The 15495-nt window shown below is 53.8% G+C and carries 16 protein-coding genes and 1 pseudogene; 15 read left to right on the top strand and 2 right to left on the bottom strand.

What is annotated here, in order from left to right; all coding sequences use genetic code 11:
* The 11 genes and pseudogenes from EZI54_RS15425 to EZI54_RS15375 all read left to right on the top strand — a co-directional run.
* Nucleotides 1–636, top strand: a 636-nt coding sequence (locus EZI54_RS15425) for an IS256 family transposase (RefSeq protein WP_131482775.1), incomplete at its 5' end; no start/stop codon positions are given.
* 74 nt (nucleotides 637–710) lie between these two features.
* Nucleotides 711–1178 (top strand): hypothetical protein, encoded by a 468-nt coding sequence (locus tag EZI54_RS15420; RefSeq protein WP_131482774.1) that lies wholly within the window; start codon nucleotides 711–713, stop codon nucleotides 1176–1178.
* 261 nt (nucleotides 1179–1439) lie between these two features.
* Nucleotides 1440–2303 carry a nucleotidyltransferase domain-containing protein gene (locus EZI54_RS15415; RefSeq protein WP_131482773.1) on the top strand — a complete coding sequence of 288 codons (864 nt, stop codon included), beginning with the start codon at nucleotides 1440–1442 and terminating at the stop codon, nucleotides 2301–2303.
* Nucleotides 2296–3114 (top strand): hypothetical protein, encoded by an 819-nt coding sequence (locus EZI54_RS15410; protein ID WP_131482772.1) that lies wholly within the window; start codon nucleotides 2296–2298, stop codon nucleotides 3112–3114. Before EZI54_RS15415 ends, EZI54_RS15410 begins: the two co-directional genes overlap by 8 nt.
* Nucleotides 3115–3486: 372 nt before the next feature.
* Nucleotides 3487–3615 (top strand): cupin domain-containing protein, encoded by a 129-nt coding sequence (locus EZI54_RS25460; RefSeq protein ID WP_423227004.1) that lies wholly within the window; start codon nucleotides 3487–3489, stop codon nucleotides 3613–3615.
* Between the two features lie 93 nt (nucleotides 3616–3708).
* Nucleotides 3709–4323: a LysE family translocator gene (locus EZI54_RS15400; RefSeq protein ID WP_131482771.1), complete on the top strand. Its 615-nt coding sequence runs from the start codon at nucleotides 3709–3711 to the stop codon at nucleotides 4321–4323.
* 661 nt (nucleotides 4324–4984) lie between these two features.
* Nucleotides 4985–5533: a GNAT family N-acetyltransferase gene (locus EZI54_RS15395; protein ID WP_207389236.1), complete on the top strand. Its 549-nt coding sequence runs from the start codon at nucleotides 4985–4987 to the stop codon at nucleotides 5531–5533.
* On the top strand, nucleotides 5530–6180 hold the full coding sequence (locus EZI54_RS15390; RefSeq protein WP_131482770.1) for a DUF2268 domain-containing putative Zn-dependent protease: 651 nt from the start codon (nucleotides 5530–5532) through the stop codon (nucleotides 6178–6180). The genes EZI54_RS15395 and EZI54_RS15390 overlap by 4 nt, the downstream gene beginning before the upstream one ends.
* Before the next feature lie 233 nt (nucleotides 6181–6413).
* Nucleotides 6414–7292, top strand: a complete 879-nt coding sequence (locus EZI54_RS15385) for a PhzF family phenazine biosynthesis protein (protein WP_131482769.1) — start codon at nucleotides 6414–6416, stop codon at nucleotides 7290–7292.
* Between the two features lie 285 nt (nucleotides 7293–7577).
* Nucleotides 7578–8099, top strand: coding sequence for an IS110 family transposase (locus EZI54_RS15380; RefSeq protein ID WP_341352858.1), 522 nt, complete (start codon nucleotides 7578–7580; stop codon nucleotides 8097–8099).
* Nucleotides 8065–8214, top strand: a pseudogene (locus tag EZI54_RS15375) (transposase); the annotation flags it as partial. The gene EZI54_RS15380 and the pseudogene EZI54_RS15375, both read left to right, overlap by 35 nt.
* A gap of 185 nt (nucleotides 8215–8399) precedes the next feature.
* Here EZI54_RS15375 and EZI54_RS15370 read toward each other — a convergent pair.
* Nucleotides 8400–8714: a hypothetical protein gene (locus tag EZI54_RS15370; RefSeq protein WP_131482768.1), complete on the bottom strand. Its 315-nt coding sequence runs from the start codon at nucleotides 8712–8714 to the stop codon at nucleotides 8400–8402.
* 2 nt (nucleotides 8715–8716) lie between these two features.
* Nucleotides 8717–8953, bottom strand: a complete 237-nt coding sequence (locus tag EZI54_RS15365; RefSeq protein ID WP_131482767.1) for an addiction module protein — start codon at nucleotides 8951–8953, stop codon at nucleotides 8717–8719.
* A 439-nt stretch (nucleotides 8954–9392) separates the two neighbouring features.
* On the opposite strand from EZI54_RS15365, the gene EZI54_RS15360 reads away from it, so the two are divergent.
* From EZI54_RS15360 to EZI54_RS15345, 4 genes are all read left to right on the top strand, one after another.
* Complete coding sequence (locus EZI54_RS15360) at nucleotides 9393–9710, top strand: type II toxin-antitoxin system HigB family toxin (RefSeq protein ID WP_131482766.1); 318 nt, start codon at nucleotides 9393–9395, stop codon at nucleotides 9708–9710.
* A gap of 3 nt (nucleotides 9711–9713) precedes the next feature.
* Nucleotides 9714–10145 (top strand): helix-turn-helix domain-containing protein, encoded by a 432-nt coding sequence (locus tag EZI54_RS15355; protein WP_131482765.1) that lies wholly within the window; start codon nucleotides 9714–9716, stop codon nucleotides 10143–10145.
* A gap of 322 nt (nucleotides 10146–10467) precedes the next feature.
* Nucleotides 10468–14463 carry an ABC transporter permease gene (locus tag EZI54_RS15350; protein WP_242674488.1) on the top strand — a complete coding sequence of 1332 codons (3996 nt, stop codon included), beginning with the start codon at nucleotides 10468–10470 and terminating at the stop codon, nucleotides 14461–14463.
* 17 nt (nucleotides 14464–14480) lie between these two features.
* Nucleotides 14481–15488 carry a hypothetical protein gene (locus EZI54_RS15345; protein ID WP_131482764.1) on the top strand — a complete coding sequence of 336 codons (1008 nt, stop codon included), beginning with the start codon at nucleotides 14481–14483 and terminating at the stop codon, nucleotides 15486–15488.
* The last annotated feature ends 7 nt before the right edge of the window (nucleotides 15489–15495 follow it).

The raw sequence follows: 15495 nt of genomic DNA, 5'->3' as shown, positions 1-15495 counted from the left end.
GTCGAGGACGGCCACCGGGAGTCCGAAGCCAGTTGGCTGGAGTTACTCCAGGGCCTGAAAAGCCGACATTTGGATCTGCACCCGAAGCTGGCTGTGGGCGACGGTGCGCTGGGCTTCTGGAAGGCACTGACCAAGGTTTTCCCGGAGACCCGGCATCAGCGCTGCTGGGTCCACAAGACCGCCAATGTGCTGGACAAGCTGCCCAAGTCAGTGCAACCGAAGGTGAAGTCGGCACTGCACGAGATCTACCTGGCAGAAACGCGAGACAACGCCCATAGCGCCTTTGACAGCACGTTGAAGCGGTTCCGGGACAAGTACCCGAGGGCGATGGACAACCTTGAGAAAGACCGGGATGAGCTGCTGGCCTTCTATGATTTTCCGGCGGCGCACTGGATTCACTTGCGCACCACCAACCCGATCGAATCAACCTTTGCCACGGTACGGCTGAGGACGAAGAAAAGTCGGGGCTGCGGGTCCAGAGACACCACCTTGGCGATGGTATTCAAGTTGATGGAGTCCGCCCAGAAACGGTGGAAACGCATCAAAGGATTTCAGCTTCTGGAACTGGTCGTTAACAACGTCGAGTTCCGGGACGGAGAAGCGGTTGAGCAACAATCAGACAGGAACGCTGCCTGATGTTCATACACCAGATTTGACGATAACTCGTTGGGGCGTGTGATGGAGCGAACCTGATTAGCACTGCCACACAAATGGATGGGGCCCCATTTTTTGGCGTCATTGGCGTTCAGGAGGAAATAAAGGCGGGCGACTTAGAAAGGCGCTTTCGAGATTTTTATTCGGCTTTCTTTGAGACCAAAGACGGTGACAAAGCGATGGAAGCGCTGAATAAAGACATTGGTGATAGTGAACCAAGATTCGGGTTCATTGGTGCCCGAGCATTATTCGAAGCTAGTTTCCACAATTATTATTGGATGTATTGTAGGGGTAAAGGCAAGAAGGCGAGAGTCGAGCTTTTGGTCAGCCGAGTCCTCCAGAACCCAGAGGTCAAAAGTCGAGGAATAAAATACGCTCGCAAAAGAGTAAAAGAAGAGTTGTCCAAACCAGAGGATGATTTTGAGTTCTTTAGAAGGCGCTTCTTTTTTAGTGATCGGTTGCCTGAAACACTTGAAAGGTTTCCGATGGAATTCAATGACGTAATCCGAGCATCGGATGCTTAACAAGGGCTGCAGCGGACCGCTTTTCCGGCGCTGTGCGCCTACAAATCGGCCGCTGAGCCCAGGCGTTGAGGCTGTAGAGAAAGGTCAGGAGATTTTTTTGACCCGAAATTGGTCAAGAAACAAACTAAAAATAGCGCCTATTCTTAAAATCTGGGGCACTCAATATCGAAAATACACCCAGATTTTACGTAGGAGCGCCATCTTAAAAAGGGGCGAGGGTTTTCCTACAGCCTCGTTATATGCTCAAGAAAGGAATAAAGAGTGCCGTACACTGTTGCAGTCTCATTTGACACTTTTTATCAAAATATAAATCTATCTGGCGATCACCGAGATACAGCTAATCGCCGTAGAGATGATATTGTAAGCAAGCTAAAGAAGAAGCTTCATGTTATAGAGTCTTTTTCGTCTGGCTCCATCCCTCGGTATACAGCTTTAAAAGATCATGCTGATTTGGATGTAATGGTAGCGCTCCATTATACGAAGCATATAAAGGACAAGAAACCTTCTGAAGTGTTGCAAGAAGTAAGAGATACGCTATCTGAATATAGAACTAATGTCAGAAAGAATGGGCAGGCCGTAACTCTCTATTATAAAACTTGGCCTAACGTTGACATAGTGCCGTGTAGTCGAGTTGTTAATGATGGCGGGATTGTTATTTCATATTCCATACCTGATATGAATACAGAGCAATGGGTTACAAGCAAACCAAAGAATCATACAGCCAATATGACATCGAGGGCAGGAACGTGCGGCTCGAATTTCAGAAAATCCATTACTATGATCAAGCATTGGAATCGGACACACAGTTCTTATTTGCAGTCTTATCATATTGAGGCAATGGCCTTAAGAATATTTGGTTCTTCGATGAATGATATTTCATGGGACATTTTTAAATTTTTTGAAGAGGCGGCTAATTTAGTAGATGGCCCCCTTTGGTATGAAGGCGCCTTTGCCGATGACTATTTAACCTATTTGACAAGATCTGAAACCAAAAAGCGGCTAGAAACCGCACGAGACAAAGCTAGGTCTGCCTGGGCTAAAACTTATGGTGATGACAATGACCACGAAGGTGCAATAGCTATATGGCGCCAAATATTTGGAGACAAGTTCCCTGCTTATGGATGATGTTAAATTACTAGGACTACAAAGGTCTGAATTTCAAAGAGCTGAAAAGCTTCAAATCTGGGCGGGTAGGGTTCAGGTTGTCATTGTTCTTGTGTCGATTTTATGCCTAGTGATTCAAGAAATTAATATTGTTCATTCCCTATCGATTGTGAGCATCTTACTAGCTCTCGCTTGGTTATATATTTCCGAGGAATCGAAAACCTCTCATAACACTGCGGAGCGTGCGCGGCGGGCAATTGTCATCAGAAATGGCTTAGGTATACAGTTAAGTGCCAAGTCCTACAGTGACTTAATTTTGTGTTTTAAAGCAAGCAGTGATAGTGCCAAACAATGGGAAGATGAAGAGTATTTCAAATCAGAGTCGGAATATGGAAATCAAAAATTAGCCGAGATTATAGAAGAGAGTGCATTTTGGTCGAAATCTCTTCTTAGAGAGTATGCCAAGAAAACATGGCTCATTTTTTCTTTCGTGTTAGCAATATCGGTTTTTTCCCTCTTTTTAATAACGTTTTTTGATTCTTCTGAGCTTGGTAAAACTGTTGGCCAGATATTGTGCCTCGTATTAATGTGGTTAATTACGGGCAGTCTTTTTTCTAAGTCAATAAAGTTGACCTCTTCATCCAATGCAGTCGACTCAATAGAGGAGAGACTTAACAGTATTATTCAGAGCGGAGATATAAAAGAGGACATACTTATATATATGTGCGATTACAATTCGATTATCGAGGGAACTCCTGTCATTCCTTCGAAAATATATCTAAAAAACAAGGACAGGCTAAATGCTCTTTGGAGAGAACGTGCTGAACGATAGACCTGCATATAACGAGAATTAAAGGGGTCGTAGCGCTTTAATTTTGATTAATTCGCTTCGGAATGATCACGCTTCAGTCCTGGATAGTCTAAGAATTGAGGCTAATGTATTGAGGTCGCTGTCAATCTGTCAGGAACAGACTGTCTCGCGGCCACTGATTGGAATATCGACTCTACATGGAAGGTGAGAGATGCCAGGGAAATACCCGGATAAAATTCGCACGCTGCCACTCTTTGACGGGCGCTTTGATGCCTACCGCCTGGCGGCCAAAGGCGCCGACGTTCTGTTTGCGTCATACCCTGCCGGAACCCGAATCCCACCCCATACCCACGACACGGACAACCACGGCGTATCATCCGCGGTGAGCTCAAGTTGTCCATCGAGGGCCGGACGGAACGTTATGGCGTCGGCGACTGGTACCACGTGCCCGCCGGGGTTGAGCATGCGGCGGAGTTTGATCAGGAGACGGATGAGATTGAGTTCTGGTTTGAAGTGGGGTAGCCGTTGGGCTGCGGATCGTTCATTTTGGCTGGCCCAGGCAGCCCATTTTGTGGGGAGTCTTCATGTTTAAGCCCGATATAGGAGCCATCGCAGATGTTCTCCGCTGAGTTTCTGCTGACCTCTCTGGTTGTCGTACTGATTCCAGGCACCGGTGTCATTTTCACCGTTTCCTCTGGCTTGATGCATGGGCGTCGTGCAAGCCTGTTTGCCTCTCTAGGATGCACCCTGGGCATTGTCCCGCATTTGCTGGCCACTATCTTGGGGTTGGCGGCCGTCATGCATACCAGCGCGGTCGCGTTTCAGATGCTCAAGTATGCCGGGGTTGCCTATCTCCTTTACCTGGCGATTGCGACGTGGCGCGATCGAAGCGCTTTCTCCGTTCAAGACGTGCGGCGCAAGGGTGGTGTGGCATCTCTGGTGCTCAGGGCGTTCCTGCTGAATATCCTCAACCCCAAGCTGACGATCTTTTTCCTGGCCTTCCTGCCCCAGTTCGTTGCGGCGGATTCCCTGTCGCCGTTGGCTCAGTTGCTGGGCCTGAGTGGCGTTTTCATGGCGATGACCTTTGTTGTTTTCGCGATCTATGGGCAGCTCGCCCATGCTTTCCGGACCGTCGTCATTGAGTCACCCAGGGTTCAGGGTTGGTTACGACGGGGCTTCGCGGCAGCGTTCGCGGGCCTGGGCGTTCAGCTCGCCCTGACTGATCGGTAAGGCGAGAAACTGGAATCGCGAGAAGCTGGTCACGGAGCGCGGGGCGCAGGTCTATTTTTGTATTTTCAGTGCATTAACTGAGGCTCTATGGCCCTAACAAAAATGCCGAATCAATGGGGTCGTAGCGCTTTAATTTTTATCAATTGTCCTCGGAATGATCATGGAAATCCTGGGCAGATTTATTAAATTCTCTTGGACAAAGTATGAGATTGCTATTTTTTCGTGAGAAGTTGGCCATCTATTGGGCAGTCGGTTTTGAATGGTTCGCAATACTCGGGGTTGCCTCGTTGGCCGCTTTGGGCATTGGGATCACTCTGTCGACAGGATACTGGCTTGTGATGGCCGGTGGCTGAGTAGAGAGTCTGTTTATGGGGCCACAGCCCTTTGAATACATCTCATCATTGAGGTTTCCGAATCACCGGTTCATGTATGGCAGCAGGCCTACTGTGACATCCTGCCGGAGCCATATCTGGCTTCTGAGTTGATATCGAGCCGAGAGTTAACGCGGTGCCAAAACGGTCCAGCGGAAATCTGCGCTGTTACTCGTGGCGTGTGTTGCCGGATGGATTGTTGGCTTTGTCCCGTTTGGTGTACCGACTGACAAGCCGCGCATTGCACGCTCACGAACACGCGCCGTGATTTGAAACGATTGGAGGGATCGTTGGTTATAGACCACGCCATTGAGTTGCAGTTGCTCAATCCGGATCACAGGGACGAGCTTTTCGAATTGATCGACACGAACCGTGCTCACTTGCGTGAGTGGCTGCCCTGGGTTGATGCGAACCGCTCCCCGGCGGACTCCGAAGCCTTCATAGCGTCCGCGATCAGACAGTATGAGTCGGGCAAGGGGCCGCAGTATGCGATTTACTACAGCGCCGTCCTGGCAGGGGTGTGCGGGTTTCATCCGCTTGATGTGACAAACAGGATCGGCGGGATCGGGTACTGGTTGGGTGAGGCTTATTCCGGACTTGGCATTATGACGTCAACGGTACGCACTCTGGTCGGGGTAGGCTTCCAGAGATACGATTTGAACCGAATTGAAATCGCGTGTGCCTCGAACAACACCAGGAGTCGAGCCATTCCCGAGCGTTTGGGATTCAGGTTCGAAGGGGTACTTCGCGAACGGGAGTATCTGTACGGAAAGTACGTTGACCATGCCTTCTATTCCCTGTTGGCTTCGGAGTTTCCGCTCGAGGGGGCGTCAGCATGACACAGTGGGTTGTGCATTGTGCCAATGCTTGTGGACAGTTGGATGGGTGGATTACCCGCATCGATGAGGGGATCACGGAAGCGCGCCGTCGGGCGGAGCTGGTTTTGCCTGCCATCAGTCTGGATGTGGTGGTGCAGGTCTGGCCGGGGCAGGTCATCGATTGTATGGGCTTTGTTGGCTATGCCCCGACAGGCACCATGATGCAACTCACCCTGGATCCGGAGAACATCCACTTCGAAAGCAACATGGGGGAGCCGTTCGAACGGATGGTGGCACATGAGCTCCACCACGTTGTGCGCTGGCAAGGTCCCGGATATGGGAGGACGCTGGGCGAGGCCTTGGTATCGGAGGGATTAGCCGGCCATTTCTGTAGACTTCTCTACGGTAATACGCCTGAACCATGGGAGTCTGCATTAAGCGCGACCGAGATGGCGGCCTGCGCGAATCAGGCGGCACAAGAGTGGTCCGCCCCGTCTTACCGGCACGAGGCGTGGTTTTTTGGCCAAGGAGGTCTTCCTCAATGGGCCGGTTATAGCCTCGGCTATGCGCTGGTCAAGCGGTATCTGGAACGCAACGAAGGCGAGGATGCGGCTTCGTTGGTGCATGAGCCCGCGGCAAGTTTTTATCATTACCTGTTGGGTTTATGAATCCTGATCTGGAGACGGCCCGGCCTTGCCCACGTAAAGCCATCGGATGACGTTGTTCAACCGATGCGCTAGGATTCGCTCACGCAATAACCGGGAGCAGGATGCTCCCGTTCAGACTCCCAGAATGTCAGTGCAAAGTCCGGGGTCAAGTCTTGCCTTTGGCCCGTGGATTCAACCAAGACCAGCAAAAAAACCACGGTTATTCAGACCTTCCTTAGCGTTAGGAAATCACAATGTCTCTACGAACACTCCCCTTTTGGCTCGTTGATGTATTCGCTAACCAGCCATTGTCAGGCAATGGATTGAGTGTTTTCTTGCTTGATGACGATCTGCCGAAACATGTCATGCAGAGCATTACTCAGGAAATGCGCCAGTTCGAAACCATTTTCCTGCAGCGGACCGACCAATCATCAAAATTCAATGCTCGGATTTTTACAATGGAAGAGGAGCTTTCCTTCGCAGGGCACCCAGTCATCGGGGCAGCAGCGACGCTCCATTCTGAGTTCTTCTGGGGGCAAGATGAGGTTCGCCTTGAGTTTGTAATTCATGACCGAAGCATCAACTTGACTAGCCGTCGTCACGGTGATTCCTATGTCGCAGAAATGGATCAAGGAATTGCAGCCATTGATCCCCCGATTCCAGCGGAAAAAAATGAAATCATTTTGGAGGCGCTGAATCTTTCAATCACTGATCTGGCTCCAAAGCTTCCGCTACAGGTGGTTTCAACGGGACTTCCTTACCTAATCGTGCCTATAAGTTCCAACCTTGAACACGCACGGATCGTTGTTTCTGACTTTGAGGCATTGCTAGCGACAGTGGGTGCCAAATTTGTTTACGTTTTGGACGTAAATGAACTCGAAGGACGTACTTGGGATAATGAAGGTAGTGTCGAGGACATCGCAACTGGCAGCGCAGCAGGGCCGGCAGCGGTATATTTGGTTACACATGGGCGCGCACCCGTAAGTGATACCCTTGTTTTGGCACAGGGACGATTTCTTCATAGGCCAAGCGAGCTTTATGCGACTGTTCAGGGAGACTCTGAACTAAACGTGACCATAAGGGGTAAAGTCTGTTTGGTTGGCAATGGAACGCTACGGCTTCCTAACCAATAGTTCCAGTTCGTTCCGGGCCTGAAGGCCCTACACCGGACAGCCTTGTCACCACTTCGCTCTGCCAATGAGAGACCTCGGTGTCTACCTTTGAATTTAGCAGATCAGTGGATGCGTTCTGTTCTAGACTAGTACCGGTGGCGGAGGTGTGGCTCATGGGGTCCGCGATCCTCCGTGGCATCGCTCGACTCTGAAATGCCGCCTCCGCTGCCCCTGCATCATCTGGAACGTCCAACGAGGATGGTGCCCGCCTTCACGGTGATGGCTAAGAGGTAGACGAGACGCCAGATGACTTCATGCGCTTGTCTGCCTTGGAGGCCCCTCATGACGTCCCCGCTCTTGGTTGCAGTCGATGTTGGTAGCCGGTTCCATCAAGTCGCCGTGGGCGATGCCGACGGCCGCTTGATCGACGAGTTCAGGATCGACCACAGCCCATCCGGATTCTCTTCTTTCTTTACCCGGATTGAACGGCATCGCGGCGCGCCAGGACAGGTCGTGCAAGTGGCCATGGAGGGATACAACGGTTGGGCCCGGCCGCTCGATAGCCAAACCCTGGCGCACGGCTGGGAGCTGTTTAACGTCAACAACCTGAAGTTGGCGCGGTATAAAGAGATCTTTCCCGCGCCGGCCAAAACGGACGCCATTGATTCACGCCGAATGCTTGAGCTATTCACCCTCGGAAAGGAACGAAGGGTAGCCCGCAATGCGTTGCAGCAGGTGTTTTCTACCCAAAAACCGGGACAGATTTATTTTAGGCAAAAAATGGGGGGATTACCTGGAACCGGTGTTCGGCAACATCGGCACGAATAAACGGCTGAACCGTTTTAGTCTGCGAGGCAAGAAAAAGGTGCAGGGTCAGTGGCAGCTATACTGCCTGGTGCACAATATTGAGAAGCTGGCGAATTACGGGCGGTTGGCGGCGTGATGCCGGTGGCGGAAGGCGGGAAGTATGGCTATTGGGCGCCAATAATACCGGCATCACGCCGCCAAAGGGCCGAAACTGACGGCCCAATAGCGGAATCGGAATTATCGGCCAGTTAATGGTCGCAACGATAAAATTAGAAATCAGGCAGTGGGAACGGCTCAGAATCGGGTTTTTCTACAGCCTCGTTAGGGCTTACCACGTCCCAGCCAATAGCCGGGCTTGCGAGAGTGGTGGGCAATGGCGATTACGACCGTTTCTTCCGGCAACTCAATCGCAACTATATCGTAGGGGAAGCGTTCCAGAATAAGGCGTTTTGCACCGGTATCGCCAGCTTCATCGGGAAGAGGTGATAAGGGGGTGATGTTTTCTTCAATAACGTCGATGGCGGCATCAGCGGCAGCGAAAAACTCGGGTCCGAGTCCAGCCTGCTCATATTCGTACCATGCTGCTGCCTCTATCGCTTCCTGCGAGGCTTCTTCCAGTATCCTTACCGTTCGCACTGTTACTGGCCTAACCTCGCTCGCATCTTTGATCGGAATTCTTCACGACTGAGCAGCGTGGCCTTTCCGCTTTTGACCTTGGATACGCGGCGAACGATTTCATCGTTCCAAGCCTGCTCGACAGAGTCGTCACGGGGGCCGTCCAGGCTCATTATGAGCTCGCGAGCCAGCGCTGCACGTTCCGACTCTGAGAGAGTCGAAATCTGGGAGCGCAGGTGGTCTAATGTTTCGGTCGTCATGATGCCTCCGCGAGTGGCGATATGATTATGCTATCCCGATTCAAAGGCCCTAACAAGGCCAGGCACGGCGACGTCTACTACATTGAGGAGACCTTTGAGGAGACCTCGGTGTCAGGTCTTGCGTTTTGCCCTTGCGATACATTGACAGCAAAAGGCAAGACCCCGGCGTTGCCTAAACGCTCAGCACAAGCTCAGCTTAGACCGTTTGCCATTGATCGGAGCTCCCACCAATCTCCCGGAAGCTGGGTGAGGCCTCGCCGTCCATTCTGCCTGGTTTCGGGCCTCAATGACCCCTTCATGCGCACATCAGGCTGTCACCAGGCCTTTTCCCGCCAAGTTCTGCCTCATTGAGGTATTGGTGGAGAACGCATCTATTTCATTGTTGACCAGAAGTCAACTTTTGGTATATGGTTGCCTGGTAGTCAACTAGGGATGGTTTATGAATGTTATTTCGAAGAAGCCTTTCAACGATGCAGCTCAAAAGTATCCGAATGATCGAGATGCGCTCTTGGAGACGTATCGAGTCCTGAACAGGACGGACTTTCAGACGCCGGAGGAGTTGAAGGCGGTGTTCCCATCGCTGGACAATTTTAAGTACAAAGACAAATGGTGGGTGCTGGACGTTGGCGGCAACAATCTTCGTGTTCTTGCATTCATTCAGTTTGTAAATAAACGCATGTATATCAAGCACATTGTTAGCCATGCGGATTATGACAAGCTGACGGACAAGTACCGGAAGGCACAGGGCAAGAGGTGAATCATGACACAGTTAGCAATCGTCGACGCATACCAGGCGTTTATGGCTACTGCTCAGCCATTGATCAATATTGAGACTGATAAGCAGTATGAAGCAGCGCTTGAGACGCTGGAGCAGGTATTGGAGTCTGCTAACGATACGGTAGATGATCCACTTAATCCTCTGATTGACATGCTAAGCCATGCGATTGAGCGCTATGAGTCTCAGGATCAGCAGTTGGCCGCATTTGTTGACGAAGCTGATTCGATTCCGGTCGATATAGCGCTGCTTCGCACACTGATGAGCCAGCACCGCCTTACTGGTAGTGATTTGCCTGAAATTGGCGATAAGACAATGGTTTCCAAGGTTCTTAATGGGAAAAGGGTCTTGAGTCGTCAGGCCATTGAGAGATTGTCCGAGCGTTTTGGCCTCAGGCCCGCTATGTTCTTCGGTTAGTCGTTGAAGAGCATAGCGCGGGCGCAGGGTAGGGGTTAGGTCGTGCATTTTTTGCCTTATACTAAGGTCACTTCAGTTTTGGCTTTGGGACCGTTGCTTGCAACCATGCATAGCATCCGATTCCCAAAATCCAGGGCAAATTTATGGACATCGCTATCAACTTGTAGACATGAATCCTGATCTGGAGCCGGCCCGACCTTGCCCACGTAAAGCCATCGGATGACGTTGTTCAACCGATGCGCTAGGATTCGCTCACGCAATAACCGGGAGCAGGACGCTCTCGTTCAAGTTCTCAGAGTGTCAGCACAAGGAGTATCCACGGATGGCGCAGTCCAACCCGTCGGCGAATGGCGCATCGCCTTCCCGGGAACAACAAAGTGTCCTCAGCAATTTCCCCCACTACCCGCCCTGCATGTGGCACGACTTCATCGTCGAAGTTCACGGTGAGGACCACGGCCCGCACCAGAAGCTTGTCGTCTATGAAAAGGCCGGGCCAGAAGGCGCAGAGAGCGAGAACCCCCGCTATCCCGATGGCGAGCGTAAGCACACTGGGCTGAACAATCGCTCGTCGACGCTTCACATCTGGCCATGGCAGGGGCAGCCCGACAGCCGGTTGATGCTTGAAGTGGACACTGAGGATGGGCAGGCCATCCAACTGCCGCTGTTGGAGACGGCCGAGGAGAGCCAGTGGCAGGAAAGCAAGTCCGGTCAGCAGCACATCGTCCTGCCGGTGGTGCCTTTCGACTGGGTGCTGGGTCGCGATATCGGTCGCCCGCCGCCGGCTTCGCCCACTTGGCCGGTGCTGGCCAGGCCCGGTTACTTCTACGTGTTCCGGGATACCAGACTCTGGCGGGAGCTGCGCATCACCTGGGAGGAGGGCAAGCTCCACTTCCAGGATGTCCGCCTGGACGACTACCGGGACGCCGACGGCCGAGTGACCGAAGACAGGCGCATTCCTGTGGGCAAGCCCCTGACGGATGTCTGGGTACCGATGCGGCTGGATAGTACGGACCTCGAACTGGAGGTGGCCTTTTCCGAGTCCCCCTTGCCGGCGGCTCGGATCAACCGGCTGCAAACCGATTTCAGCCTTCGCTACCATCGTTGCCAGCAAATCAGCCGGCTGATGCCCCATACAGCGCCTGCGGATGGGGCCATGTTCGATGTCGGCCCCAGCGACCGACCGGTGTTCTATCTCGACAAGGTGGCGCCCCAGCGCCCGCGTCAGCCGGCCGTGGAGTGGCAGTTTGAACGTCCCTGGTTTTTCCTGGAAGACGTGGCTGGGACCTATCCGGGCAAGGCCTATGACATGGCAAGGGATCTGTTCCGGCTGTATGAGGCCGGCGAACGAACCGAGCCGTTGCTGGATTATGAAAAGCCGGAACCCGGGGCGCTCGCCCTCAGTATCCAGCAGACGGTCGACAAGGGCGGCGAGCCGCAGAAAACACGGTTTTTCTCGGCGGAGGACTGGAAAGACCAACCGGCCGCTGCCGATGTCATCGAGCCCTTGCGCAAGCGCGGGGTCTGCGGCCTGAAGGTCGACGACCGTCTCTACGAAATCCGCCATCAGGCACACCGCGTGGAAACCGCCCGGGAATTGCTGGCCCTGTGTAGTGAGCGGGCCCGGCGGCACCCGCAACTGGAGAGTGCCCAGTTGGTGAATCAGTTGATCCTTCCGTCGCAGTTCGATGGTGAGAGCAACCCGCTTCATCACTATGCCCAGGCCTTGCCGTCATCCGGTCGAGAACGCATCGAGCGGACGCTGATGACCCAGGAGCGGGAGCTGGGGCGGGAGTATCTGGACAAGGCCCAGGATGAATTGTTGCTCTGCCTGCGCCGGCAACCCTATCAGCAGGTGTTGGGCGACCTGTTCAGTAGCGAGGGTTTTGACTACGCCGCGGCCTTCCGGTTTGCCGGGCGGTTGGTCAGTCTGGTGATGGAACCCTCGATCAAGCAGGATCCGCTGCACCCCCAGCAGGGACTGCCCGGCGGCGACTCCGAGGGCAAACAATGGCTGCGCAGCCTGTGCACCGAACACGAAGCCGTCAGCCAGAGCCAGGGCGTGGTATCCCTGGCCCGCATGCTCTGGCCCCAGGCCGATGTATCTGGGCAGCACGCAGCCTATGAGCCGCCCCAGTCACCGCCGGACAATCCCGGCGATGGGGTGTTCCGGGGGCCGGCGCTGGCCCGGCTGGAAACCCTTAGCCTGCCGGAGGACCTGTCCGATATCCAGACGCTGGAAGGCTTCCGGTTGGCTGCGGAGATCCAGGCCGGTGGCCTGACCCACCTGTTGTTTGCCGGCATGGCCCAGGGCACCAAGGCCCTCAACGCCGCCCACAACGAGCTGCACAGTGCCATTCGTAGCGCCCTGACTGCCCTGGAGAACAACGACGGCGAGCTCAAGCAGCTTCGGGCTGAGTACCGTCAGCTTAACCGGCAGCAGGCCGAGCTGACCCGGCGCTACGAACAGAAGGCCCAGGCGGCGCTGAAGGCAGGCCGGGAAGAGTATCGGGCTGTCATGAAGGCGTCCCGGGAAGCCCACCGGCAACTGGAGCGAACGCGGGCGGAAGCTGAAGTCCGCCTCGGCCAGGCCCAGGAAGCACTGAATCAACGCTTCATGGCCCGCCGCCTGGCCATGATGAGCCATCCACTGGAAGCCATCCGCCAGTCCATGCCGACCCTGCTGCCGGGATTGCGGCTGATGCCCCTGAGCGACGCTATCGAACAGGGCAAGTACGTACTGGGCCTGGAAGACCTTTCCGCGGAGGGCGAGCGGGTAATGCCATCGAAGGCCAGGGCGAAGAAGATGCTGGCTTGGGTCCTGGAACGGGACCGCCCGGCCACCCAGGCGCTCAGCCGCCTGAGTCAGGCCCAGAACGAACTGATCCTGGCCCGGAAGGCTGTCGAACAGAGTGCGACCAATACGGCCAGTGCCCAGGAAAGGCTGGAAGCCGCCCAGCGGCGCTTTAACGGCATGACCGACGAACTGGAAAGCCTGGGCGCCCGCGCCACCTCAGTAGCCGCCGCCATCAAGGCCACGGAACAGGCCATTGAGGACAACCGTGCACAACTGGACCAGGCTGAGAACAGTCGGCTTTACCGGTTGTTGAATACGCCGGTACTGCCGATGGTGGTATTGGGGGTTGAGGCGGTTAATGTTTGGAATGCGTTCGCTTCCCTTTCCAGTACTTACCGAGAGCGGGGGACTATTCGTGCTTTGTCGGGAGCAGGAAGCGGTGTATACGGTGCATCGATTGCCACGATTCTACTGACTGAGCGCTTTGCCAGTGATGCGATTAAACAAAAAGCTTCAGCGTTCTTGAACTATGAGTTTGACGGCGCTGTTGCTAAGGCCATTGCGGAGTCTTTGGGAGTCGGAGTGATAACCTCCCGAATGCTACTTGGTGCTATTGGTGGGGTTGCAGTAACTGGCATTAGCTTCTCGGATACCCTTTACGCTCTCGATACCGGTGACCCAGCTGTCTGGGGCTACGGTGTCACTTCAGCTAGCGGTGTTGTCATGACCATGGCTGCCATCATTCCCGCTCAGGCCACCCTTTTAGGGATGGGTCCCCTAGGCTGGATTGGCCTGGGCTTGTTGCTCGGAGGTACAGCGTTGATATGGGTGTTGCAAGACGAGCCTATCGAGAACTGGCTCCGCAACGGTCCCTTCGGCGATCACGATGGTTTGCCCCATTTGCAAGGAGACGATAACGCCGCTGAGGCCTACTATCGGCTCTTGGGCCAGTTGATGAACCTGCGCTTGGTGTATCGGTCGATACCGCTAACCGCACCAGCTCAGCAGGCGGCCATCAAATCGCTCAATGCCGCGGATCTCGAAGCGATTCATGAGGCCACTCATATTATCCGTGTTGATAGTAACCTGCCGGGGCTACTAAGTGCCCCAGAAGGGATACAGGCGCTCTGCAAAGCCCAATTATTATGTAAGGTGTTCAACCTGGGTCGGGATTACGGCCTCGTTTCATCGAAGCCGGTTCCGGATGGCGAGGAGCAGGACCACATTATCTTGCAGCAGCCCACGGCAACCGGTTACGTGATGCTGGTTCGAAGGCCGGACTCGCATCGAGAGTCCCGGACTTTCCTTGGCCTGCCGGTCGGCAGGCAGGAGTTACGCTATGAATGGCAGGCCAAAGCTCAGTATCGGGTAACGCTGAAAGGAAAGCCGTTTGCCTTTCCGGCACCACCTCCGAAGGACACAACTCGGTATGATCCGAAAAATGACGAGTTCACCACGCCGGATTTCACCGACGATGATCAACTCTTCTGGGTCAATGGCTTTGCCAAGCCCGGTTCAGCCTGATGTCGGATGAGTAGACAATGACTGAAAACTATTACGGCCCCCAAGCCTATCGCTCGGACCGAGTTCCGGAACAAAAGCGCCAAGTTGCAGATCCCGGTAGGTCTTGGTTTAACCGAAAGTTCGACATGCGACTGCCGTGGGGACGAACTGAGGAAGTTGCACCTCTCTCATTTCGAAAACGTTTCCGGCCGGAAGTGTTAAGAAAAATCGAATCAAAGCCGAGTGGCTTTGAAAATATTGATTTCCATCAGCGAATTGACCATGAAAAGTATCGTCATTCAACGCCCGCTTTTAGGACTAATTTTTTCAATATTCTTAGCATTTTCGGTAAAGCCACCTTCTTACTGATGTTTCCGCTATTCTTAGTGACGTCTTTCATCGCTTTGTGGCACGTGCCAGCGGGCATGTCTTTAGAGGATTTTGGCTACGAGTTATTGGGCTCAGTTCGCTATTTTTTTGGGATTCCATTGGGAGTATGGTGCGTGGGCAAGGCGCCCTTCGTCTTTTTCCCCCAATGGGTCATAAAGCCTTCCAAAGGTCCCAAATGGGAACTCAACCGCCGTACCGGTCTTGTAACGGTCTACCACGATAGGAAGGGCTCATCCGAAGAAGAGCAGGCACCGTTCTATGAGTTCGACGCGTACCTCACCAACGAGATGATCCCGCCCGGCCAGGTCGTGCATACCCTCTACCTCGTCCACCGTTACCGTCCCATCCTGCTTCCCATTGGCAACCTGATCGGGAAGACCACGGGTGAGGAGTGCTTCGCCCTGTGGGACATGTTCCAAAACTTCATGGACACCAGCCGGCCGTTGCCGGATATCCCGTTGTGGGAGGAATTCCGCTCGAAGGATCCCATCACCGCCGAACACGATCGCCAGACAGGGCGCCCGGCCCGCTATTGGCGGGATATGGACGACGAAACCTGGAAGCAGAAAGAAAGCGAGATGATGTCGAAGGTACGGAGTCTGACGACACCCTATCGGCCCAACCTGATGCGCCAGCATGTTCGGTATGTGAGCTGATCCGGGC

It is taken from the genome of Marinobacter halodurans (genome assembly GCF_004327985.1).
In the GTDB taxonomy this organism is placed as follows: Bacteria; Pseudomonadota; Gammaproteobacteria; order Pseudomonadales; family Oleiphilaceae; genus Marinobacter_A; species Marinobacter_A halodurans.
This window is presented reverse-complemented; position numbering and strand designations above follow the sequence as displayed.